The sequence below is a fragment of the Saccharopolyspora gloriosae genome (assembly GCF_022828475.1).
Taxonomy (GTDB): Bacteria; Actinomycetota; Actinomycetes; order Mycobacteriales; family Pseudonocardiaceae; genus Saccharopolyspora_C; species Saccharopolyspora_C gloriosae_A.
The window spans coordinates 1614106-1636697 of record NZ_CP059557.1; the positions used below are offsets into that span (position 1 = coordinate 1614106).

A 22592-nucleotide genomic window follows, 5' to 3' on the forward strand; every position below is an offset into this window, starting at 1 on the left:
CGATCACGCGGGTCGGCGGTCACTCATTCGGTCGTGTTTTGGATCACGAGTACGTCGGGGAGACTATCGGATTAACAGGTGGTGACCGTCACGGTTGTGTTCATTGAGTTCATGCGGGAGCAACAGCGAGGACATGTCGAACTTCGGTCGAGTCGGGCGGGCCAGCCTCGCCGCGCAGCTGTTCGTCCTGCAAGTGGTGGTTGTGGCTGTCGTGGTGCTGGCGGGGGTGGTGCTGGGCTACCTCGAGGCGCAGCGGCGTACCGAGCACGCGGCGGCCGAGGAGGTCGCCGGGGTGGCGAACACGCTTGCGGTATCACCCGAAGTGCGCGAGTCGCTGACTCGGCGTGAACCGTCGCGGACGTTGCAGCCGTTGGCGGAGCAGGTTCGTTCGGCCACCGGCGTCGCGTTCATCACGATCATGGACCCGTCGGGGATCCGCTACACCCATCCGAATCCGGCGCTGATCGGCAGGCGGTTCCTCGGCAACATCGGGCAGGCGCAGCAGGGACAGCTGCTCACCGAGACTTACGCGGGAACGCTCGGCCCGTCGGTGCGCGTGGTTGCGCCTGTCGTCGACGAGTCGGGCCGGGTGCGAGCGTTGGTGTCGGTGGGCATCACGGTTCGGGTGTTGACCGCCGAGCTGAACGGGCAGGTCCTCGTGCTGGCCGGGGTCGGTGCGGTCGCGTTGCTGTTCGGCGGACTGGCCAGCTACTTGGTGGCGGTGCGGTTGCGGAGGCACACGCACGGGCTGGCTCCGGCGGAGCTGAGCCGCATGTACGAGTACCACGACGCGATCCTGCACGCGGTCCGCGAGGGGTTGCTGCTGGTGGCGCCGTCGGGTGCGGTGACGCTGTGCAACGATGGCGCGGCCGAGCTGATGGCGTTGGATCCGGCTGACGTGGAAGGGGCGCGTCCAGCGGACCTGGGCTTTCCGGCGTCGCTGGTGGACACGCTCGCTTCGCGGAGTCCGGTGCGCGATGAGGTGCACGTGACCGATGATCGGGTGCTGTTGGTCAACGTGTCCGTCGTGCGCAGCGGTGGCCGGGACTTGGGCAGCGTTGTGACGTTGCGGGACCACACCGAGTTGCAGGCGTTGACGGGCGAGCTGGATTCGATGCGCGGGTTCTCGGAGTCGTTGCGTTCGCAGGCGCACGAGTCGGCGAACCGGTTGCACGCGGTGGTGTCGCTGATCGAGCTCGGTCGCGTTGAGGAGGCCGTCGCGTTCGCCACCTCGGAGTTGGAGCTGGCGCAGCAACTGACCGATCGGGTCGTGGGCGCCGTGGGTGAGCCGGTGCTGGCGGCGGTGCTGCTGGGCAAGAGCGCTGAAGCGCGGGAGCGGGGTGTTGAGGTCGTGCTGTCCGAGGACAGTGAGGTCGATGATCGTGCGGTGGAACGGGTCCGGTCGCGGGATCTGGTGACGATCGTGGGCAATTTGATCGACAACGCGGTGGAGGCGACGCACGAGGTGCCTTCGCCACGTGTTGTGGTGAGCGTGCGTTCCGAAGTGGACGAACTGTCCATCGTGGTGTCCGACAACGGTCCTGGGGTGCCCGTGGAGGCGGCCGGGTCGGTGTTCGACCGAGGGTGGTCCACGAAGCGGCCGGGGCGCGGTCTCGGGTTGGCGCTGGTGGGGCGCAGCGTGCGCCGTTACGGCGGCACGGTGCACGTCACCGGTGGTCAGGGCGCCGTGTTCACGGTGCGGATTCCGCTTCCCGAGGTGCGCTCGTGATCTCGGTGCTGGTCGTGGAGGACGATCCCGTGGCCGGTGAGGCGCATGAGATGTACGTGAACCGGGTGGACGGTTTCGAGGTCGCCGGGCGTGCTCGAACGGGGCAGGAGGCGCTGCGGTTCCTGGAGCACACCCAGGTGGATCTGGTGTTGCTGGATCTGCGGTTGCCGGACATGGACGGTCTGGGCGTGGCGCGGGCATTGCGCAACGCGGGCAGCAACGCCGATGTGATCGCGGTGACCTCCGCGCGGGATCTGCGGGTGGTGCGCGCGTCGGTCGCCAGCGGCGTGGTGCAGTACTTGCTCAAGCCGTTCACGTTCGCCGCGATGCGGGAGAAGCTGGAGCATTACGCCCGGTTCCGGCAGAGCCTCGGCCATGATCGGGAGGCCAGCGGGCAGAGCGAGATCGACCGCGCGTTCTCCACGTTGCGCGGGGTGGATCGCGCGTCGTTGCCGAAGGGAATGGGGGAGGAGACGTTGGCCGCCGTGGTGTCGGCGTTGCGGGCGCACCGGGAGGGTGCGGCCGCGGGTGCGGTGGGGGAGTTGGCCGGGGTGTCGCGGGTGACGGCCCGCCGTTACCTGGAGTACCTGGTCGACAACGGCATGGCGCTCAGGGAGCCGCACTACGGCGGGGTGGGGCGCCCGGAGATGTTCTACCGCTGGGCAGAGCGGAACGGCTAGAGCTCGGCCGCCGACGATATGAGCTTTCGGTCGTTGTCCTGTCGGCGAGGAAGCCGCCGAGGTTCCGCTACCTGACTCGCTGCGCAGGTCACTCGGGAAGGACTGTTCAGCCGCGGTCCGCGGCGGGTTTGAGCAGTGGGGAACCCGGTCCGTAGTCGGCCATCTGGTCGTCGGCGTTGTTCAGCGAGCAGGTGCGCAGCGACAGGCAGCCGCAGCCGATGCAGCCGCTGAGCCGGTCCCGGAGCCGTTGCAGCCCGTCGATGCGAGCGTCCAGCTCGTCGCGCCAGGACCGGGACAGCCTGGTCCAGTCGGCTTTGGTGGGCGCGTGGTCGGTGGGCAGCGTGGCGAGCGCGTCTGAGACCTGTTCCAGGCTGAGCCCGACGCGTTGCGCGGCGCGGATGAACGCGAGCCTGCGCAGCACGGCGCGTTCGTAGCGGCGTTGGTTGCCGCTGGTCCGGGTGGAGGCGATGAGGCCGCGTTGCTCGTAGAACCGCAGGGCGGTCTGAGCTACTCCGCTGCGGTGGGCGACTTCGCCGATCGTGAGCAGCTGCGGAAGTTTCGACATGCCGCCCACGATAACCATTGGAGTTAACTTTAAGTCTAAGGTTCGACGCGGCGGGACCCGGACGGGCCGAGACCCGCCGCGCCGGGGGTCAGCAGTTGGGGGACGTGGGTTCTCCGGCGAAGCGGTCGGCGAGGAACTGCTTGGCGTCGCCGTTGCCCGCGAAGATTCCGCTGAGGTGATCGCTGGGGTAGGTCTTCCAGGTCACGTCCATGCCTTTGGCGCAGTAGGTTTCGCGCAGCGCCTCGGCCTGCGGCGTGTTCACGATCTCGTCGGTGGTGGCGTGGTACTGGAACACCGGTGCGTTGATGCGGCCTTGGCCGAGCTTGTTCTCGGCGAGGCGCTGTTGCCATTCCGGAGTGGCCAGCGGGTCGGTGTGGGTGTAGTCGCTGATCTTCTTGAACGGGTACTTGGTCAGCAGTTCCACGACGCAGTCGTTCTCGCGGGCGTCGGCGAGGTCGGTGCGCCCGGTCTCGTTGAGGTACGAGTCGAGGTTCAGGTCGGGGTAGCTGAAGTCCAGGCCGAGCGCGGCGAACGCGAGGAAGCCGAAGCCGACGTAGCCGTCGAGTCCGTTCGCGACTTCGTTGAGGTCGGCGGGAACGCCGCCGCCCGCCACGCCGACGAGGTCGAGTTCGGGCGCGTAGTCCGGTTGCATCTCCCCGGCCCACATGACCGCGCCGCCGCCTTGCGAGTAGCCCTGGAGGGCGACTTTGGCGTCGGGCGACAAGCCGGCCTGCGGGAGGCGCTGCGCCGCTCGGACCGCGTCGAGCAGTGCGGGTCCTTCGGAGCGGCCGACGATGTAGGTGGGTTTGTTGGCCTCGCCGGGTGCGTACCCCTCGTAGTCGGTGAGGGCGACGGCGTATCCGGCGGAGAGCGCGTCGTTGACGGCGGGCTGGTCGTAGAGCGTGCCGCGTTCCATGGCTTTGGACGGGGCGCACTTGAACGCGGGGCCTTGGGTGCCCGGCCCGAATCCGACGACGTGCGCCTTGGCGGCGTCGACGCCTTTGGGGACCAGGATCGTGCCGATCACCGTGTTGCGCTGCCCTTGGGCGTTGGTGGACAGGTACATCACCTGCCAGGCGTCGGCGTTGGCGGCATTGCTGCCGGGGAACGCGGGCCGCCACCGGATGATGTCGCCGGGCTGCCCTTGCGGTGGTGTGGGCGGGGGCAGGTAGAACGAGTCGTCGAACGGGCCGGGCGGAACGTCGGCGTTGAGCGGTCCGGGGGCGGCGGGCGACGACGTGCCCGGCGCGGTGACATCAACGGGGTTGCCGGGTTCCGCTGTTCCGGGGGTGGTCGCCTCCACCGGTTGCGCGGCCAGGACGGCCAGGACGGCCGCGGCCAGCGCGGCGCCGGTGGCCGTCCGCATCCGGTCGGTGCGGCGGTTCGAAGTCAACGTGCGTACCTCCAGCTCATTCGAGTGATCTCCATTGATGCTCCTCGAAGTGTTCGGGGTGGAGCGTCTTTCTGAATCGACGTGCCGCCCGGTTTTCGTCCGTTATCCGGATTCGGGGAAATCCGGATAATCTTGCGGAAAGATCTTCGAGTGCGCCGTTCGGCAGTGTGAATGTGAAATACTTGCCACGATTTTGCAATACTCTGTTGGGAGTAATCATCTTGGCGGCCCGGACTGGTATGGACTTGTGTATAGGCTGGTCAGGTAGCTGAGTTCGTCTCCCTGTGGGGATGCCTTGTGTCTCATCCGATGTCAACGGTTATTGTCACGTTGGTGATAACAAACTTCCGGTAATTGGTCACCTGGGTTCGTTCGAGATGGCTCCGCGAGTGGGTTGAATGGTCGTTCCTTGACACTGTGGAACTCGCATGACAATTTCTGTCCACTTGCTCGCCGGTGAAGTCGGGCGGTGGTGTCCGTTTTCCCGCCGGCGTCGAATCCCGGACACCTTGTGAAGGGAGTTCTCATGCTGACGAGGGCCGATGATCCGTTCACCGACCACGCGGCCCGGCTGCTGACGGATCCGCTGGTGACGGCGGCGCAGGAGTCGGGCGACGAGATCGCCCTCACCTTCGTCGATTTCGACACCAGCAGGGACGGTGTGGCGTGGTCGCTGTCCTGGTCTGAACTGCACCAGCGGGTCCGGGCGGTGGCGGCGTGGTTGCAGGCCCGCTGCGAACCCGGCGACCGGGTGGCGATCATGGCCCCGCAGGGCCTGGAGTACGTGGTCGGTTTCCTCGGTGCGGTGCACGCCGGCCTGATCGCGGTCCCGCTGTTCACCCCCGACCTTCCCGGGCACACCGACCGCTTGGAACGCGTCCTGGAGAGTTGCTCACCGAGCTGCGCGCTGACCTCGAAGAGCTCGTTCGACCAGGTGCGAGAGATGATCCGCGGGGGTTCGGCGCGCAATTGCGCGGCGGTGGAGACGTTGCCCGCCGCGCTGGCCGACGACTACCGGATTCCGGAGGCCGGTCCGGACGACCTGGCGTACCTCCAGTACACCTCGGGTTCGACGCGGATCCCCGCCGGTGTCGAGCTGACGCACGCGAACGTGCTGGCCAACGCCCGACAGGCGTTGGAGGCGTACGGCGGGACGGAGCCGGGCGCGGTATCGGTGAGCTGGCTGCCGCTGTTCCACGACATGGGGCTGGTGCTGTCGGTGGCGGCTCCGCTGGTCGGCAACATCCCGTCGGTGCTGATGGATCCGGTGGCTTTCCTGCAGCGTCCGGGGCGTTGGCTGCGGTTGCTCTCGGATCACCCGGGCGCGATCAGTGCTGCGCCGAACTTCGCCTACGACTTCTGCGCGGCGCGGGTCGAGGAGTCGGAGAAGGACTGGCTGCGGCTCGACGACGTGATCTCGTTGATCAACGGCAGTGAGCCGGTGCGGCCTGCCACGTTGCACCGTTTCAACGAGGCGTTCGCCGAGTGCGGTTTGCGTCCGGAGACGCACCGCTGTTCGTACGGCCTGGCGGAGGCGACGGTGTTCGTCTCGGTGACCGAGTCCGGCGCGGAACCCAAGGTCGCCGGTTTCGGCCGGGAACAGCTGGCGCTGGGCCGGGCGGAACCGCCGCGGGATCCGGTGGAGGTGGTCAACGAACTGGTGTCCTGCGGTCGTCCGGTGGGGCAGCGGCTCGTGGTGGTGGATCCGGCTTCGCGGTCGCTGCTGCCGGACGGCGTGGTGGGCGAGGTCTGGGTGCGGGGTCCGAACACGGGCCAGGGCTATTGGGGCCGCGACGATCAGGACACTTTCCACGCCGAGCTCGCCGACGTGACGGCGGACCTTCCCGCGGCCGGCTGGCTGCGCACCGGTGACCTCGGCGCGATCCACGACGGCGAGCTGTTCATCACCGGCCGGATGAAGGACGTGATCATCATCGACGGCCGCAACCACTACCCGCAGGACGTGGAGCTGACCGTGGAACAGGCGCATCCCGCGGTGCGCAAGCACCACAGTGCCGCGTTCGCGATCACCGGTGAGGACGGTGAGCGGCTGGTGATCGTCGCCGAGTTCTCCCGCCGGGTCGAGGAGGCCGATCGCGATCAGCGGGAGATCACGCGCGCGGTGTGCGCGGCGGTGTCGGCGGAGCACGGCGTGGTGGTGTCGGACCTGATGCTGGTGGAGCCGGACGTGGTGCCGCGCACGTCCAGCGGCAAGGTCGCGCGCAGGCTGTGCCGGGAGCGCTACTTGGAGGCCGCCCATGCCTGAACGCGCCGAGATCCGCGATCGGCTGACGAGCTGGATCGCCGAGTTGCTGGGGATCGGAGCGGTCGAGGTCGTCACCGATCGTCCGTTCCAGGAGTTCGGGTTGTCCTCGCGGCAGGCGGTGGAGTTGGCGGGCCGGGTGCAGGACCTGGTCGGTCGCCGGTTGCCGCCGACGTTGCTGTGGGAGCACCCGACTATCGATCGGCTCGCGGAGGCGTTGGCGGGGGGCGCGGCTGAGGACGTGCCGGACGAGGTCCCGCGGCCGCGGGAACCGGAGCCGGACGCGCCGATCGCGGTGGTCGGCGTCGGCTGCCGCTTTCCCGGGGCTCGGGGGCCGCAGGGCTATTGGGACTTGCTGTCGGCCGGTTCGGACGGCATCGGCGTGGTGCCGGAGGGCCGGTGGGAGCGTTTCGCCGGGGCGGATCCGGCGTTGGCGAAGTTGCCGCGAGCGGGCGGTTTCCTCGACGGAGTGGACGAGTTCGACGCCGAGTTCTTCGAGGTCTCCCCGACGGAGGCGGCGGTGATGGATCCGCAGCAGCGCCTGCTGCTGGAGGTCGCGTGGGAGGCGTTGGAGCACGCCGGAGTGGTCCCGTCGGCGTTGCGCGGCAGCGCGACGGGCGTGTTCGTCGGGGTGTCGTCAACGGAGTACGGCGCGTTGACGACGCGCGATCTGCGCGCGGTGGACGCCTGGACGGGCACGGGCGCGGCGATGTCCATCGTGGCGAACCGGTTGTCGTACTTCCTGGATCTGCGCGGTCCTAGTCTCGCGGTGGACACCGCTTGCTCGTCCTCGCTGGTCGCGGTGCACCAGGCGTGCGCGAGCCTGCGTTCGGGGGAGAGCCGGGTCGCGCTGGCCGGTGGGGTGAATCTGCTGCTGTCCCCGGCGATCACGGCGAACTTCCACCGGGCGGGCGCGTTGGCGGGCGACGGCCGGTGCAAGGCGTTCGACGGAGCGGCCGACGGCATCGTGCGCGGTGAGGGTTGCGGCGTTGTGGTGCTCAAGCGGCTCGCGGACGCGAATCGGGACGGTGACCGGATCCTGTCGGTGGTGCGGGGTTCGGCGGTGAACTCCGATGGGCGTTCCAACGGTCTGATGGCGCCGAATCCGGCGGCGCAGGCCGATTTGCTGCGCCGGGCGTACGCTCACGCCGACCTCGATCCATCCATTGTGGACTATGTCGAGGCGCACGGGACGGGCACGTTGCTCGGCGACCCGATCGAGGCCGAAGGGCTGCGCGCGGTGTTCGCCGAGGGGCGGACCGAGCGGCGTCCGCTGCTGCTCGGTTCGGCGAAGACGAACCTCGGGCACTTGGAGGCGGCGGCGGGAATCGCCGGGTTGATCAAGGTGGTGCTGGCGATGCACCACGGCCGCCTGCCCGCGAGCCTGCACTACTCGAACCCGAACCCGCACATCCCGTTCGAGGAGGCGAAACTCGAGGTGGTCGCGGCGGCGCGGAACTGGCCGAAGTACTCGGGCACGGCCCGCGCCGGAGTGTCGGGTTTCGGGTTCGGCGGCACCAACGCGCACGTGGTGCTGGAGGGGTGGCGGCGGATGCCGTCGCGGCGCCGCGAACCGGACGGCGCGGGGGTGCATTCCCTCGTTGTGTCCGGGGCCACGGAGCACCGGTTGCGCCGGTCGGCGGCGGATCTGGCGGAGTGGCTGGACACTCCGGTGGGGCGGGCTGCCGCGCTCAACGACGTCGGCCACACCTTGGCCTGGCGACGTGCCCGGCACGCGGAGCGCGGTGTGGTCGTGGCCCGCGGCCGGGAGGAACTGCTGGCGGGCCTTCGCGGCCTCGCGGCCGGGACCGGGGGAGTGCGCGGTCGCGCCACGGCCCGGTCGAAGGGCGTCGTGTGGGTCTTCTCGGGTTACGGGTCGCAGTGGAGCGGCATGGCCCGCGAGCTGCTGGCGGACGAACCGGTGTTCGCCGCCGAGGTCGATCGCCTCGACTCGGATTACCGGGCGCGTTGCGGGTTCTCGTTGCGCGCGGCGCTGCTCGACGACCAGGACTTCCAGGACGTGCGGCGCACGCAGCTGGTGCTGTTCGGCTTGCAGGTCGCCTACGCCGCGATGTGGCGCGCGCACGGGGTGGAGCCGGCGGCGGTGATCGGGCATTCGCTCGGTGAGGTCGCGGCCGCTGTTGTGTCCAGCGCGCTGGAGGTGTCCGACGGGTTGCGCGTGATGGTCGCCCGGTCCGAGTTGCTGTCCGAGGTGGACTCGTCCGGTGCCGGGGCGATGGCGGCGGTGGAGGCTTCCGAGGCGGAGGCGGTAGAGCTGTCGCGGCTGTTCCCCGGTGTGACGGTCGCCGTGCGGGCGGCGCCGCGCCGCTGCACGGTCGCGGGTCCCGCCGACGAGGTGACCCGGCTGGTGTCGCACGTCGAAGGGCACGGCCGGATGGCCCGCAAGCTCGGCGTCACCGGCGCGGGTCACACTTCGGCGGTGGACGGCGTGCTGCCCCGGCTGCGGGAGGAGCTCGCCGGACTCGCCCCGCGCGATCCGTCCACATTGGTGTTCAGCACGGTGGATCCCGGCGTGCGGCCCGCGTTCGACGCCGAGTACTGGGTGCGGAACCTGCGCAGTCCGGTGCGCTTCGAGCAGGCGGTGCGCGCCGCCGCGGACGCCGGGTTCGACGCGGTGGTGGAGGTGGCGCCGCATCCGGTGGCGTCGTCGGCGATCGAGGAGACGCTGACCGCGGCGGGAGCGGTGGACCCGGTGGTGGTGTTCACCGGCCGCCGTGGCACCGACGACACCGTGACCTTCCACGCCGCGCTGGCGGAACTGCACGCCACGGGGCGGGTTCCGTGGGAGGCGTATCGACGGGGTCGGCTGGTGGATCTGCCGCTGCCGTCCTGGCAGCACGAATCTCATTGGGTGGCGCCGAGTTCGGCTCCGGCGTTGCCGGGGCATCCGCTGCTGGGGGTGCGGGTGGACCTCCCCGACGGTGGCTGCGCGTGGCGCGGGGACGTCGGTGTGGAGTCGTTGCCGTGGCTGGGTGACCACCGGGTGCAGGACACGCCGGTGCTGCCCGCCACCGGGTACCTGGAGATGGCGTTCGCGGCGGCGGCCGAGGTGCTGGACGTGGAACCGGTCGAGCTGCTGGTGGAGTCGCTGGAGCTGCACCGGGTGCTGCCGTTGGCGGAGTCCGTGCCGGTGACGACCACGTTCCGGCCGGACGGCGCCTGGTCGGCGCGCGTGGAGGTGCACACCCGATCGATCGCCGGGAACTGGACCTGTCACGCCGCCGCCGTGCTGAGCCGCTCCGGGCAGGATCGGCCCACCGTCGGGTCCGATGTGGATGGTGATCCGGTCGAGTTGTACGCGTTCCTGCGCGCGGCCGGTCAGCATTACGGGCCGGCGTTCCAGGGCGTGCGTTCCGCGCGGGCGGCCGGGGGAATCGCGGTCACCGAGGTCGAGCTTCCCGCCGAGGCCACGGACGCGGAGCGCTTCGCCGCACACCCGGCGTTGGTGGACGCCTGCCTGCAAAGTCTCATCGCCGCCGGTATCGGCCCCGGCGGCGAGGCCGCGGCGGGCGGCGGAGGCATCGGCGTTCCTGTTGAGCTGCGCGGCGTCCGGGTGCTGCGCCCGGTGCCCGATCAGGTGCGCTGCCACGCGCGACTGCTCTCGGGCGGCGCGGAGCCTACCGGGTCGGTGCTGGTCACCGATGTGGACGGTGATCCGGTGCTTGAGATCGCCGAGGTCCGCGTCCGCGGCCTGCAGGCCCCTCCTCGCCCGCTGGAGGAGGCGTTCCTGGAATTGCGCTGGGAGTCGGCGCAGCTGCCGCCGAACTCGGGCGTCGAACCGGGCAGCTGGCTGGTGCTGGGCGACGGCGAGCAGGTGACCGCGGCTTTGCGCGACGCCGGGCAGCGAGTGGTGCACGGCAATGCCCGCAGGCCCGGTACCGGGCTCGATATGCTCGCCGGGGACGCCGATCGGCCGCCGCGCGGAGTGGTGCTGGCCGTCGATGGGGACGGCCGCACGTTCGATCGCGGCAAGCGGCAGGTGCTCGCGGTGGCCGAGGCGGTGCGCGAACTGTCCGCGCGCGACCTCGGAGCCCGGCTGTGGCTGTCCATATCGGACTCCTCAAGTGCCGGGTTGCGGGCGCTGATCCGGGTGCTGGCGTTGGAACACCCGGAGTTGCGGGCGTCGCTGGTGGACTCCGACGGTGCGGTGCCCGCTTCGCTGGCGGCGGAGCTGCTCGCCGACAGCGCCGAGGACGAGGTCCGCTGGCGTGGCACCGAGCGGACGGTGGCTCGCCTGTACCGGGCCGAACCGGGACGGCCGCGACCCGGCCACGTCGTGCGCCCCGGCGCCTACGTGATCACCGGTGGTCTCGGTGGCCTGGGCCGCACCGTCGCGCGGTGGCTAGCCGAACGCGGTGCGCGCCGGATCGTGCTCAGCGGCCGAAATGCGCCCTCTGCGGAGGCCGCTGCCGACATCGCGCGCATGGAGGAGTCCGGCGTCGACGTCCGCGTGATCGGCGGCGACGTGTCGACGAAGGGAGTCGCCGAACGGCTGGTCGCCGTCGCCGGCGAGGGCGGGATGCCGGTGCACGGCGCGGTGCACGCCGCCGGGGTGCTCCGCGACGGCCCGGTCGCGGAACTGGACGAGGACGCCTTGGCCGAGGTGTGGCGGCCGAAGGCGCGCGGCGCGTGGCGGTTGCACGAGGCCACCGCGCACCTGGAACTGGACTGGTGGGTGGTGTTCTCGTCGGCGGCCGCGCTGCTCGGTTCACCCGGCCAGGCCGCCTACGCCACCGCGAACGGCTGGGTCGACGAATTGGTGCGGATGCGCCGCGAGCAGGGGCTGGCGGCGGAGACGATCCAGTGGGGACCGTGGAGCGAAGTGGGCGGCGCGACCACCTCACCGCTGGCGGCTGTGCTGGACCCGATCGGCCCGGCCGAGGGGATGGAGGCGTGGGAGGCGGTGCTCAGGTCGGGCCGGGCGGCGACCGCGGTGGTGCGGTTCGACGCGGACCGGGCGGTGGAGCACTTCCCGGCGTTGCGGTCCCGCCCGGTGTTCGGGCTGCTGCTGACGGCCGCCGCGCAGCGGGCGGAGAGCAGGTTCGACGTGGCAGCGTTGCCGGGTGACCCGGCCGCCGCGGTCCGGGTCATCTCTGCGCACTTGGTCAGCGAGATCGCCGGAATCCTGGGCGGTGCGGCGGAGAACCTCGATCCGTTGACGCCGCTGACGATGCTCGGGCTGGACTCGTTGATGGCGACTCGGGCGCGCAACGCGGTGGAACGCGACTTCGGTGTGGTGCTGCCCGCGACGTTGTTGCTGCGCGGCGCGAACCTGGACGAGCTGGCCCGGCATTTGGCGGCCGAGCTGGGACTCGGTGTCGCACCGGAGACCGCGGGTCCCACCACGATCGGCCCGCGGGACGCGACGGAGCGCTGGCTCGCGCACTTGTGGGCGCAGGTCCTGGATGCCGTCGAGTTCGGCGTGACCGACGAGTTCGCGGCCCTGGGCGGCACCGCGGAGCAGGCTGAGCAGGTCGCGGAGCGGATTCGGGAACGCCTGGGCTCCCGCGACGAGGTCGCGGAGCTGTTCGCCGTGCCGACGGTGGCGGCGATGGCGGATCTGCTGCGGCACCGCTTCGAAGGAGCCGACGGCCCGGTGCGGGCGTTGCGCGAGTCCGGTTCGCGACGGCCGCTGTTCCTGTTCCATCCGGCGGGCGGCCCCACCAGCGTGTACCAGCCGCTGGTGGCTGGGCTGGGCGCGGATCAGCCGTGCTTCGGGCTGGAGCGGCTGGACGATTTGGACACCGTGGAGCTCAAGGCGGACCGCTACGTGGAGTTGATCCGCGAGCGGCAGCCGGAAGGGCCGTACCGGCTCGGCGGTTGGTCGTTCGGCGGATGCCTCGCCTACGAGACGGCGGGCAGGCTCACCGAGCTGGGCGAGCAGGTCGAGTTCGTCGCCCTGATCGACACCATCCTGCCGCTGCCCGATCCGCACGTTACGCAGCGCGAACTGGTGCTGCGCCGGTACGAGCGGTTCGCCGAGCACATCGAGCGCACCTACGGCGTGGCGCTGGACCTGCCGTGGCAGGAGTTGGCGGAACTCGACGAGGACGAGCAGATGCGGCGGGTGATGACCGCACTGTCCTCATCGGACATCGGTATCGGCGCGGGCGTGCTGCACCACCAGTACACGTCCTATGTGGACGCTCGGATCGCGGAGCGGTACCGGCCCGAGCCGTTCGACGGCCGGGTGCTGCTCTACCGCGCGCAGGAGGCGGAGGCCACCACGACGACCTTGGATCCGCGTTACCTGCGCACCGACGGGGCGCTGGGCTGGGACGAGATCGTCCCCGGGCTCGAAGTGGTCCGAGTGCCCGGAAACCACCTCTCCATGATCGACCCGCCGAACGTGGACGTCATCACCACGCACCTCGCGCGGGTCTTGGACCTGGAAGCACCGCGGTTGACCAGGGAGGGCGCATGACCGGCACGGCGGAACGCATCGAAGACCTGCGGCGGCGGCACGGCGAGGCGGTGCACGAGGCCGACCGGCGGGCGCGGATCAAGCAGCACGCCAAGGGAAAGCTCACCGCCCGTGAACGCATCGAGCTGCTGCTCGACGAGGATTCCTTCGTGGAGCTCGACGAGTTCGCCGTGCATCGGGGAACGTCGTACACGCCGGGGGAGCCGCGACCGTTCGGCGACGGCGTGATCACCGGTCACGGCACCGTGGACGGGCGCCCGGTGTGCGTGTTCGCGCAGGACTTCACCGTCTTCGGCGGCAGCATGGGCGAGGTCTGCGGCGAGAAGGTGCTCAAGGTGATGGACCTGGCGATGCGCATCGGCTGCCCCATCGTCGGCATCAACGACTCCGGCGGTGCCCGCATCCAGGAGGGCGTGGTGTCGCTGGCGTACTACGCGGAGCTGGGCAGGCGCAATTCCCTCGCTTCGGGCGTCATCCCGCAACTGTCGTTGATCATGGGGCCGTGCGCGGGCGGCGCGGTGTACTCGCCGGCCATCACCGATTTCACGGTGATGGTGCGCGGTACTTCGCACATGTTCGTCACCGGGCCGGAGGTGGTGCGGTCGGTGACGGGCCAGCGCACCGGTGCCGAGGAGCTCGGCGGCGCGCAGATCAACAGCGAGCTCTCCGGCAACGCCCATCACTTGGCCGAGGACGAGGCGGACGCGATCGATTGGGCGCGCACGCTGCTGGGTTTCCTGCCGTCGAACAACTCGGATCCGCTGCCGGACTACGACCCGGCCGGTGATCTGGGCCGGTCCGCGGAGCTCGACGCGCTGGTGCCGGACGAGCCGCACCAGGCCTACGACATGCGTCGAGTGCTGGAGCTCGTCCTCGACGAGGGCGATTTCCTGGAGGTGCAGCCGTTGTTCGGCCGCAGCATGCTGTGCGCGTTCGGCCGGATCGACGGGCGCAGCGTCGGCGTGGTGGCGAACCAGCCGTTGCACAACGCGGGGACGATCGACATCGACGCGTCGGAGAAGGCGGCGCGGTTCGTGCGGTTCTGCGACGCGTTCAACCTGCCGCTGCTCACGTTCGCCGACGTGCCGGGCTATCTGCCGGGCCTGGAGCAGGAGCGCCACGGCATCATCCGGCGCGGCGCGAAGCTGATCTACGCGTATTCCGAGGCGACGGTGCCGAAGGTGACGGTCGTGGTGCGCAAGGCCTACGGCGGCGGCTACGCCGTGATGGGTTCGAAGCACCTGGGCGCCGACGTGAACCTGGCCTGGCCGACGGCGGAGATCGCGGTGATGGGCGCGTCCGGAGCGGTGAGCCTGTTGCACCGCCGGGAGCTGGCGGAGGCCGCGGCGAACGGAACCGAGGAAGCGGTGCGCGCGAAGCTGATCGAGGAGTACCGCTCGACGCTGGCCACGCCGTACATCGCGGCTGAGCGCGGCTACGTCGACGCCGTGATCCGCCCGGCGGAGACGCGCACTCACCTGAGTCGCGCGCTGCGCATGCTGGCGACGAAACGCCAGGAAGTACCGCTGAAGAAGCACAGCACCATGCCGTTGTGAAGCGAGCAGGGCATCGGCGGCGCCGCCTCGGCAGAGTCCGGGGCGGCGCCGCTTGCGAGGTCGACCGTGAGGGAAGGGCACCAGGAAAATGCACAGTGGACGGTGGTTCCGGCGGCCGGTGACGTGGTCGGTGGTGGTGAGCGCCGCGTTGCTGGCAGGCTCGGTCGCGGCACCGTTGCCGGCGGCGTCCGATCCGGTCACCGCTGCGACGACGGCGGAGCACGACGGGGCGCGGGTGCTGCAGGAGAACTGGCTCGACGCCCGCACCGTCGACCTGGTGATCTACTCGCCCGCGCTGCGTACCAGCGCACCGGTGCGGCTGCTGCTTCCTGAAGGCTGGACGCGGGGCGCGGACCGGGCGTGGCCGGTGCTGTACCTGCTGCACGGCTGCTGCGAGGACGCGGATTACCGGGCGTGGACGAAGTTCACCGATGTCCGCGAGTTCCTCGCCGACGAGGACGTGCTGACCGTCATGCCCAGCGGCGGTCCCGCTGGTTTCTACACCCGGTGGACGAATTTCGGTGCGGACGCACCGGATTGGGAGGCGTTCCACCTGCGGGAGCTGCGCGGCATCCTGGAGCGCGACTACGGGGCCGGGCAGCGCCGCGCGGTGGCGGGGCTGTCGATCGGCGGCTACGGAGCTTCCGCCTACGCCTTCCGGCACCCCGGCATGTTCCGCGCGGCGGCCTCCTTCAGCGGCCTGCTCAACACCTTGCAGCCCGCCGTGCCCGGAGTGATCAAGGGAATTCTGCTGCGGGAAGGGGAGGATCCGTTCGCGATGTGGGGCGATGAGCTGCTGGATCACCGGACCTGGTCGGAGCGCAACCCGTTCGACCACGCGGAGGCGTTGCGCGGCACCGCGCTCTACGTCTCCTGCGGCAACGGCCTGCCCGGTCCGCTGGACGATCCCGGTTCGCTGCCCGATCCGCTGGAGCCCGCCGCGTTGTCCACGTCGCAGGTGATGATCGCGCGGCTCAAGAACCTGGGTATTCCCGTCACCGAGGACTTCTACGGACCCGGCCTGCACGACTGGCCTTATTGGGAGCGGGAGCTCCACCGCGCCTGGCCGATGTTCGCGGAGCGCTTGGGTTTGGGCGTGGACCGTTCCGGGGCGAGTGCGAACGCCGTGGCCACCGCACCGACCAGCACCAGCCCCGCGGCCATCCGCATGCCCGCCGAATAACCGCTGGTGTAGGCGGCGTCAGCGGTGGCGCCGCCGGCCAGCGCGGCGCCGCTCCACGCGGAGAGCACCACGCCGACCACCGCCACCCCGAGCACTCCGGACGCCTCCCGCGCGGCGCTGACCATGGCCGAGGCGACGCCCGCGGTACCGGGCGGGGCCGCCGAGAGCACCGCCGAGGTCAACGGCGTGATCAGCGCGGATCCGAGGCCGATGGACAGCAGTCCCGGCATCAACCCCCACACCGAGCTCTGCGCGTCCGCCTGCGCCAGCAGCCACAATCCGAGCGCCACCAGCGCCATCCCGGTCGTCACGATCGAGCGCGCGCCGAACCGGGAGCTCAGCGGCGGCACCAGCGGCACGCACAGCACGAGCAGTCCCGCCAGCGGTACGAACACCAGCCCGGCGGCGCTGGGGGACAACTCCAGCACGTCCTGCAGGAACAGGGAGGTGTAGAGCAGCGTGCCGTTGACCCCGACGCCCCACAGCACTTGCGCGATGGTGCCGCCGCCGAAAATCCTGTTGCGCACCAACGACAATCGCAGCATCGGTTCCGCCACCCGGCGTTCCACGATGATCAGCACCGGCACGCCGGCGAGCGTCACCAGCGCCGCGCCGATGATCAACGGTGCGCCGAATCCGATGCTCTGCCCTTCCACCAGCGCGAAACTGCCCGCCGCCAGCACCACTGTGGACAGTGCGAGTCCGGCGGGGTCCAGCCGCCGCAGCGGAATCCGCCCGGTTCGCGGCCGGGTGTCGGGCAGCCCCCACCACACCAGCGCCATCGTCGCCAGCCCGGTGGGCAGGTGCAGGAAGAAGATCCAGCTCCAGTGCAGGTGTTCGGTGAGCACGCCGCCGACCACCGGCCCGAGCGCGAGCGCCACCGCCAGCGAGGCCGTCCAGATCCCCGCGGCCAGGTCCCGGTGTTCCCGGTCGATGTCGGCGGCGAGCACCGCCAGCGAGGCGGGCATCACCAGCGCCGCGGAGGCGCCCTGCGCGAACCGGACCCAGATCAGCACCTCGGCGGACTCCGCGAACCCCGCGGTGACCGAGGTGACGATCAGCGCCGCGAGCCCGATCAGCAGGATCCGCCTGCGCCCGGCCAGGTCCGCGAGCCTGCCACCGACGATGAGCAGGCTCGCGAACGCGAGCACGTAACTGCTGACGATCCATTCGAGCTGCGGGACGGTCGCGCCGAGTTCGGTCTGCACGGTGGGCAGCGCGACGTTGACGACGTTGTTGTCCAGTGCGGTGACGAACCCGGCCACGGCGAGGGCCAGCAGCACCGGCCCCTGCCGCACCGGGGTGTCCGCGCTCATGTCGTCCCGCCCTGGCCGTCGTCCGGAGCCGCCGGTGCCTCCATGGGCGCGGTCGACCGCCGGTCCGGCCCGGCGGCGTGTTCTTCGGTGAGGGCGCCGTAGGGGAGCAGCCGCCCGGCGGCCCGCAGGGCCATCTCCAGTTCGAACCTGGCCTGCGGGTCGTTGAGGTCCGCGCCGAAGAGGTCTTCGAGCTGGTGCAGGCGGTAGCGCACCGTCTGGGGGTGCACTCGTAGTCGTTGCGCCACTTCCGGCGCACCGCCACGGGTCTGCAGCCACGCCAGCAGCGTCTCGGCCAGCCGGACCTGCTGTTTCGGTTTGAGCTGTTCCAGCGGAGCCAGCCGGGTGTGGATGATCTGCCGGGTCAGGTTCTCGTCGCTGAGCAGCAGCAGGCTGGACAGGTGGTCCTTGCAGTGCAGCACGGGTTCGTTGGGCACGACGCCGGCGTTGGAGAGTTCGAGCACCCGTCGCGCCCAGCGCAGCGCGTGCGGTGCCTGCGAGATCTCCACCGGTGGGCTGAGGACCATCCGCCAGCCGGTGAGCTGCTTCTCCCACGGGATGTCGCCGCTGCACGGCACCAGCAGGTGCGGCTGGGTGCATTCGAGGTCGATGAGCGCTTCCCGCCGGGACAGCGGGTTGCTGTGCGGTTCGTGCTCGTCGGCGCGTTGCAGCGCGGCGACGATGACGGTGTCCGGCCACTTCCAGCGGGCGGCCGCAGCGGCTTCCTCCAGGATTCGGTACGGCGGCTGGGGATCGGTGAGCAGCAGTTCCAGCAGCCGGCGCCGTCTGCGCGCCTGGGTTCCGGCGGCGCGGGCCTGCGCTTCGGCGAAGCCTTCGACCGATAGCGCGGAGAGTTCGTCGATGTGGGCGTAGATGGCTTCGCCGAGCAGCAGCATGGTGCGCGGTGCGACGCGGGCTCGTTCGCCGATGCGGGCGGTGCGCCGCCAGGCGAGGCGGGCGCCGAGGCGGTAGGCGGCCTGCAGGCTGTCGAGGCTGCGCCCTTCGTGCATTTCGGCTTTGCCGAGCGCGCGGTGCACTTCGGCGCAGCGTTCCGGTGGTGCGGTGGGGTCGGCGATCTGGTCGACGAATTGGCTGAGCGCCTCTTCGACGCCGCGGCGGATGGCGTGCACGTATTTGTCGTCCATCGGCCGGGCGTATTCGGGGATGCGCCGCTGGATCTCGCTGAGGATCTGCGTGGCCAGGCTGTTCATCGCGGGACGCAGGATCGGAGCCAATTCGCTGGGCAGGGCCGCCCACAGATCCGGGGCCTGGGGATGGATCGCCTTCGTCAGCATGATCCTCTTTCCTGCTGGAGGCGACGTCGGACCCGGTAAGTGGAGCCGGTGGCCACGTCGCCACAAAGTACCTACTAGCGAGTAGGTACTTTAGTGAGGGGAGCGCACTTGTCCCAGCCGTCAATCTGAGTGAATACGAAAGTCGGGTCAGTTACTCCCAGTTAATGTGAAAGAAATTCGCTTAAGTATTTCCCGGATTCGCGCTTTCGCGCAATCCCGCTTCGTCCTCCTGGCCGAGTTCGTTGCCCTGCCGTGCGCCCACGTCCCGACCGGCGCACCGGAGCCGAGGAGCTCGTGCCGGGCTCGAACGTCGACCGTGTCTCGCCCGGGGTGGACGTGGTCGAATGCGAGAGCCTCGCCCCGGCGGCCACCGCGGCCGCCCGGTGCACCGAACATGCTCGGCGGCAGGCCAGGCCCGATTCGAGCAGGAGCAGCGATCACGGACGCCGAGGTAGCGGACCTCCTGCGCCGCTCGGCGCCGAAGGTGCTCGTCGCGCTCGTACGACACCGGGGCAGTACGGGTTCGTCGACGGGAGCACCACCGACGGCATCAACGGCGGCGTCGGCGGAGGTGAGGGCTACGAGGGGAAGGTGCTGTTCTACGTCGGCGTCCCTCACGTCGCGGCGGCGTTGGAGAAGGCCGCGAGCCTCGGTGGGAAGCGGCGAATGGGTCCGGTGAAGGCCCCTGCGGGGGACTTCGTGGTCGCGCAGTTCATCGACCCGGACGGGAACCTGATCGGAATCGCCGGGAGCGAGTGACCGTCGCCCGGTGCTCCTGCCCGGCATGCCGACGCCCGGCAGGAGCACGGTGCCGGGATCGCACGTGCGGTCGTCGCGTCCGGACGCGTGGGATGGTGCCCTCGGCGGAGGCGTGCGCGCGGTGTTCGTAGCGGATTTCCCCGGCGACGCGCCCCGATCTCCCGCCGGTGCCGGGGCGCCGCGACCGCGAGGAGTCGAGGGCGAAGTACATGCTGCTGATCTACAGCAATCCGGAGAGCTGGGAGCACCCGATGTTCCTGCGCGACCCGGATTTCCGCGCGCTACCGGAGGAAGAACGCGTCGAGCTGACCCGGCAGGCCGAGGCGATGCACAAGGAGATCGTCGAATCGGGCGAGTTCGTCGGCGGTGAGGCGCTGGCCGCCCCGCTGATCTCCGGGACGGTCCGGGTCCGCGACGGCGCGCTCGCCGCCACCGACGGCCCGTTCATCGAGACCAAGGAGCAGCTCGCCGGCTACCTCGTCGTCGACTGCGACAGCCCGGAGCGCGCGACCGAGATCGCGGCCCGGATTCCGGACGCGCGGTTCGCCGCGGTCGAGGTGCGCCTGATGATGGAGGCGTCCGGGCAGGACGTCTGATCGCGATGCGGGGGCCTGCTCGCGCGTGCCGCGACGGTTCCTCCCGGCGTGGCCGTGCCGCCTCCGCTCGGTCCGGACGCTCGTTCAGCCGTTCCCCCGGGCCTCGCTGTCGCGCAGTGCCGCCTCGTCCTCGTCGCCGAACTCGTCCTCCAGCCGTTCCGGTGCGTGGTCCACGTCGATGCGTTCCACCGGTGTGCCGCGCGCCGACTCGATCGCCTTGATCCGCCGCGCGGCCCGGTCCGCGGCGTACTCGAACAACCCCTCGATCCGCATGTCGAACGGATCGTCTTCCCAGTTGTTCAACGAGTGCTCGATCTGAGCGATCGCGTGCGGCAGCAGGGCCTCCATCCGCTCGGTCACGATCTCCCAGTTCGCGTCGTCGGCGGCGACGTGCCTGCGGCAGGTGAACGTGCCCCACGCCATGTGCCGCCGCTCGTCCTCGCTGATCCGCCTGATCAGCTCCTGCATGCCGGGCAGGATTCCGTTGCGCTTGCACGTGGTGTTCCACAGGAAGTAGCCGGTCAGCGCGAGCACGCCTTCGACGAGGTGGTTGTAGGTGACCGAGGCGCGGACCTGGTTCGCCGGGCTCGGATCGTGATCGAGCGCGTGCAACGCCTCCGGCAGCGCCTCGTAGAAGATCGCCCGGTAGCCGGGGTTGCCGGCCACGTGCGGATGCAGGTCGTCGCGCACTCCGACGGCGTCGAGCCAGCGCCGGAAACCTTGGGTGTGCTTGGCTTCTTCGAACATGAACTGGCTCAGGTAGAGCTCGTCGGCGGGCCTGCCCTCGGCGGCCATCGCGGCTTGGAACGGCCGGATGTCCTCTGTCACCGCCTCTTCGCCGCCGATGAACTGGGCGCAGAGCATGGTCGCGGCGAACCGCTGCTCGTCGGTGAGCCCGCGCCAGTCCACGGCGTCCTGGGAGAAGTCGATCGCCCCGGGGTCCCAGAACTTGCGATTTCCCTTCTGCCACAACCGGAACGGGAGGGCCTCGGGATTGATCCTGGCCTGGTCGGGCCGGGAAGGTCTCCGGTCGTGTCGGGCGGTGGTCATGGCAGCTCCTTTCCGTCGCGCGACGCCAGCTCCAGCGTCGCCGGGGACGTCGCCTGCCCGCGCAGTTCCAGCGGGGCGCCGTCGGTGTTGTGGTCGAGGAAGAACAGCGGGTCCTCGGTGTCGATGACCAGCGAGATCCGGTGGCCCGCGGGCACGTCGTAGGCGGTGGGCGGCAGCGGGGTGTCGACCTGCAGCGGAGCTCCGGGCGTCGCGCCCTCCCAGGAGTAGGGGGCGTAGGAGATGAGTCGTCCGGTGCCGGTGTCGTCCACGTCGTAGAGGTAGGCGACGAGCATGCCCTCCGGCGCGGGTGGCACCGCGGTGAGCCGCAGGTGCGGACTTCCGCGCAGCACTTCGGTTTCGGTGAGCGGGGGACTGGTCCACCGGGCCGCGGCCGTCGTGTCGAGCGCGGGCAGGAACGCCGTCGGCGGGTTCCCGGTGAGCGCTTCGAGCGTGTAGGTCACCAGTGGCACACCGCCGTTCGCGATCGTGTCTCGTCCACTGTGGAGCGTGTTGGTCCAGTCGGTGGGGGCGTCGGTGGTGAGTTCTTGCTCGCCGGAGAGGAAGAAGCGGTCCGTTCGCGTCGCGATGTGCCGCCAGTCCGGGTAGTTCTCCCGTGGGCGGTCGGTGGCGCCGCGAGGTTGCAGCACGACGGGGGCGCCGTCGGGCTCTGCTCCGCGCAGGTGCGTGTCGAACCAGCGGTAGGTGTCGTTCCAGGCGTCGTTCGGCAGCCCGAGCAGCCCGCTGGTCTCGGCCGCCGCGTGCTCGCCCGGCACCAGTTCCAGCTTGCTCGGCACTTCCAGCCGTTGCTGGAAATCCGCCAGCTGACCGGGCGGGAACACCGTTTCGCTCCACGTGTTGAGCATCAGGACGGCGGGCCGGTTCCGATTGATCAGGTCCACATAGGACGAAGGTGAGCGCTGCCGGGACCATTCGGTCACCGCCTCGCGGTCGGCGTCGGTGATGTACTTGTCCAGCATCTCCCGGCTCTCGTCGGACAGGTTCCCGTTCTGCTCACCGGAGATCCGCAGCACCATCGCGACCGCGGCATGCCGGGTGCGGTTGCTGAACAGCGACTCCACCAGGTCGGCCCAGCCGCTCATCGAGGCGACGGCCCGGATCCGCGGGTCGAACGCCGAGGCCAGCACGCTGATCCCGGCTCCGTAGGAGATGCCGCCGACGCCGATCCGCGCGGGATCGGATTCGGTGTTCGCCAGCGTCCAGTCGATCACGTTGGAGACGTCGCTGATGTCGTCCGGCCCGGCCACTTCCACTTCGCCGCCGGATTCGCCGAATCCCCGCGCGCCGTAGGACACCGTCACGTAGCCGCGGGAGGCGAGTTCCTCGCAGGGCATGATGTTCTGCGTGCTGCCGCCGCCCCACGCGGCGACGAGCACCGCCACCGGGTGCGGGCCGGGATCAGTGGGTTCGCACACCGCGGCGCGCAGCTCGGTGCCGTCGGCGGCGGTGATGCCGACCAGCCGGGTGGCGGTCGAGCCGGTGGCCGTCGCGGCGGGTGCGGTGGCGGCGAGCACGGCCGCCGCGGTGAGCAGCGCGGCGACCGGCGTGGTTCGGCGAGGCATGTGCGGGACCCTTTCGTCGCCGGGCGAATGCTCGGCCGTGGGCGGCCGGGGCTCCCTAAGCTACTTTCAGTAGATCAACGGGCAATACTCCATTCGGATCTCGCTGCCATTGATGCTTTGTGGGGTCGGTCCGAAGTGGATATTTTGTCATCCGGGTGACAACCGGCGCGAATATTCGGCTGATG

General features: G+C 70.3%; 13 protein-coding genes and 1 pseudogene. 8 read left to right on the plus strand and 6 right to left on the minus strand.

Translation table 11 applies throughout. The features are described 5' to 3' along the window. Nucleotides 1-133: 133 nt before the first annotated feature. Together H2Q94_RS07015 and H2Q94_RS07020 are read left to right on the plus strand one after the other, a co-directional pair. Nucleotides 134-1729: a sensor histidine kinase gene (locus tag H2Q94_RS07015; protein ID WP_243793343.1), complete on the plus strand. Its 1596-nt coding sequence runs from the start codon at nucleotides 134-136 to the stop codon at nucleotides 1727-1729. Beyond that, the gene (locus H2Q94_RS07020) at nucleotides 1726-2409 is read left to right on the plus strand and encodes a response regulator (protein ID WP_243793346.1); all 684 of its coding nucleotides are present in this window, start codon (nucleotides 1726-1728) and stop codon (nucleotides 2407-2409) included. Before H2Q94_RS07015 ends, H2Q94_RS07020 begins: the two co-directional genes overlap by 4 nt. A 106-nt stretch (nucleotides 2410-2515) precedes the next feature. Here H2Q94_RS07020 and soxR read toward each other — a convergent pair whose 3' ends face one another. Then, nucleotides 2516-2974 (minus strand): redox-sensitive transcriptional activator SoxR, encoded by a 459-nt coding sequence (gene soxR, locus H2Q94_RS07025; RefSeq protein WP_243793349.1) that lies wholly within the window; start codon nucleotides 2972-2974, stop codon nucleotides 2516-2518. 88 nt (nucleotides 2975-3062) lie between these two features. Next, the gene (locus H2Q94_RS07030; protein WP_475274540.1) at nucleotides 3063-4340 is read right to left on the minus strand and encodes a lipase family protein; all 1278 of its coding nucleotides are present in this window, start codon (nucleotides 4338-4340) and stop codon (nucleotides 3063-3065) included. A 553-nt stretch (nucleotides 4341-4893) separates the two neighbouring features. Between H2Q94_RS07030 and H2Q94_RS07035 the strand changes: the two genes are divergently transcribed. The 4 genes from H2Q94_RS07035 (at nucleotide 4894) to H2Q94_RS07050 (ending at nucleotide 15814) form a co-directional block, all read left to right on the plus strand. Next, nucleotides 4894-6633, plus strand: a complete 1740-nt coding sequence (locus tag H2Q94_RS07035) for a fatty acyl-AMP ligase (RefSeq protein ID WP_243793352.1) — start codon at nucleotides 4894-4896, stop codon at nucleotides 6631-6633. Next, nucleotides 6626-13075: a type I polyketide synthase gene (locus tag H2Q94_RS07040; RefSeq protein WP_243793354.1), complete on the plus strand. Its 6450-nt coding sequence runs from the start codon at nucleotides 6626-6628 to the stop codon at nucleotides 13073-13075. Before H2Q94_RS07035 ends, H2Q94_RS07040 begins: the two co-directional genes overlap by 8 nt. After that, nucleotides 13072-14631 (plus strand): acyl-CoA carboxylase subunit beta, encoded by a 1560-nt coding sequence (locus H2Q94_RS07045; RefSeq protein ID WP_243793356.1) that lies wholly within the window; start codon nucleotides 13072-13074, stop codon nucleotides 14629-14631. The genes H2Q94_RS07040 and H2Q94_RS07045 overlap by 4 nt, the downstream gene beginning before the upstream one ends. Before the next feature lie 88 nt (nucleotides 14632-14719). Next, nucleotides 14720-15814: an alpha/beta hydrolase gene (locus tag H2Q94_RS07050; protein ID WP_397545437.1), complete on the plus strand. Its 1095-nt coding sequence runs from the start codon at nucleotides 14720-14722 to the stop codon at nucleotides 15812-15814. A 98-nt stretch (nucleotides 15815-15912) separates the two neighbouring features. On the opposite strand, the pseudogene H2Q94_RS07055 reads toward H2Q94_RS07050, so the two are convergent. Beyond that, nucleotides 15913-17130 (minus strand): annotated as a pseudogene (locus H2Q94_RS07055) (MFS transporter); the annotation flags it as partial. Beyond that, nucleotides 17127-18422: a PucR-like N-terminal domain-containing protein gene (locus H2Q94_RS07060; RefSeq protein WP_243793361.1), complete on the minus strand. Its 1296-nt coding sequence runs from the start codon at nucleotides 18420-18422 to the stop codon at nucleotides 17127-17129. The gene H2Q94_RS07060 and the pseudogene H2Q94_RS07055, both read right to left, overlap by 4 nt. A gap of 252 nt (nucleotides 18423-18674) precedes the next feature. On the opposite strand from H2Q94_RS07060, the gene H2Q94_RS07065 reads away from it, so the two are divergent. Both H2Q94_RS07065 and H2Q94_RS07070 read left to right on the plus strand, forming a co-directional pair. Next, complete coding sequence (locus tag H2Q94_RS07065) at nucleotides 18675-19181, plus strand: VOC family protein (RefSeq protein ID WP_243793363.1); 507 nt, start codon at nucleotides 18675-18677, stop codon at nucleotides 19179-19181. A 167-nt stretch (nucleotides 19182-19348) separates the two neighbouring features. Further along, nucleotides 19349-19777: a YciI family protein gene (locus H2Q94_RS07070; protein ID WP_243793366.1), complete on the plus strand. Its 429-nt coding sequence runs from the start codon at nucleotides 19349-19351 to the stop codon at nucleotides 19775-19777. An 84-nt stretch (nucleotides 19778-19861) separates the two neighbouring features. Here H2Q94_RS07070 and H2Q94_RS07075 read toward each other — a convergent pair whose 3' ends face one another. Both H2Q94_RS07075 and H2Q94_RS07080 read right to left on the minus strand, forming a co-directional pair. Continuing rightward, nucleotides 19862-20827: a R2-like ligand-binding oxidase gene (locus H2Q94_RS07075; protein WP_243793369.1), complete on the minus strand. Its 966-nt coding sequence runs from the start codon at nucleotides 20825-20827 to the stop codon at nucleotides 19862-19864. Continuing rightward, complete coding sequence (locus H2Q94_RS07080) at nucleotides 20824-22407, minus strand: CocE/NonD family hydrolase (RefSeq protein WP_243793372.1); 1584 nt, start codon at nucleotides 22405-22407, stop codon at nucleotides 20824-20826. Before H2Q94_RS07080 ends, H2Q94_RS07075 begins: the two co-directional genes overlap by 4 nt. Between the last annotated feature and the right edge of the window lie 185 nt (nucleotides 22408-22592).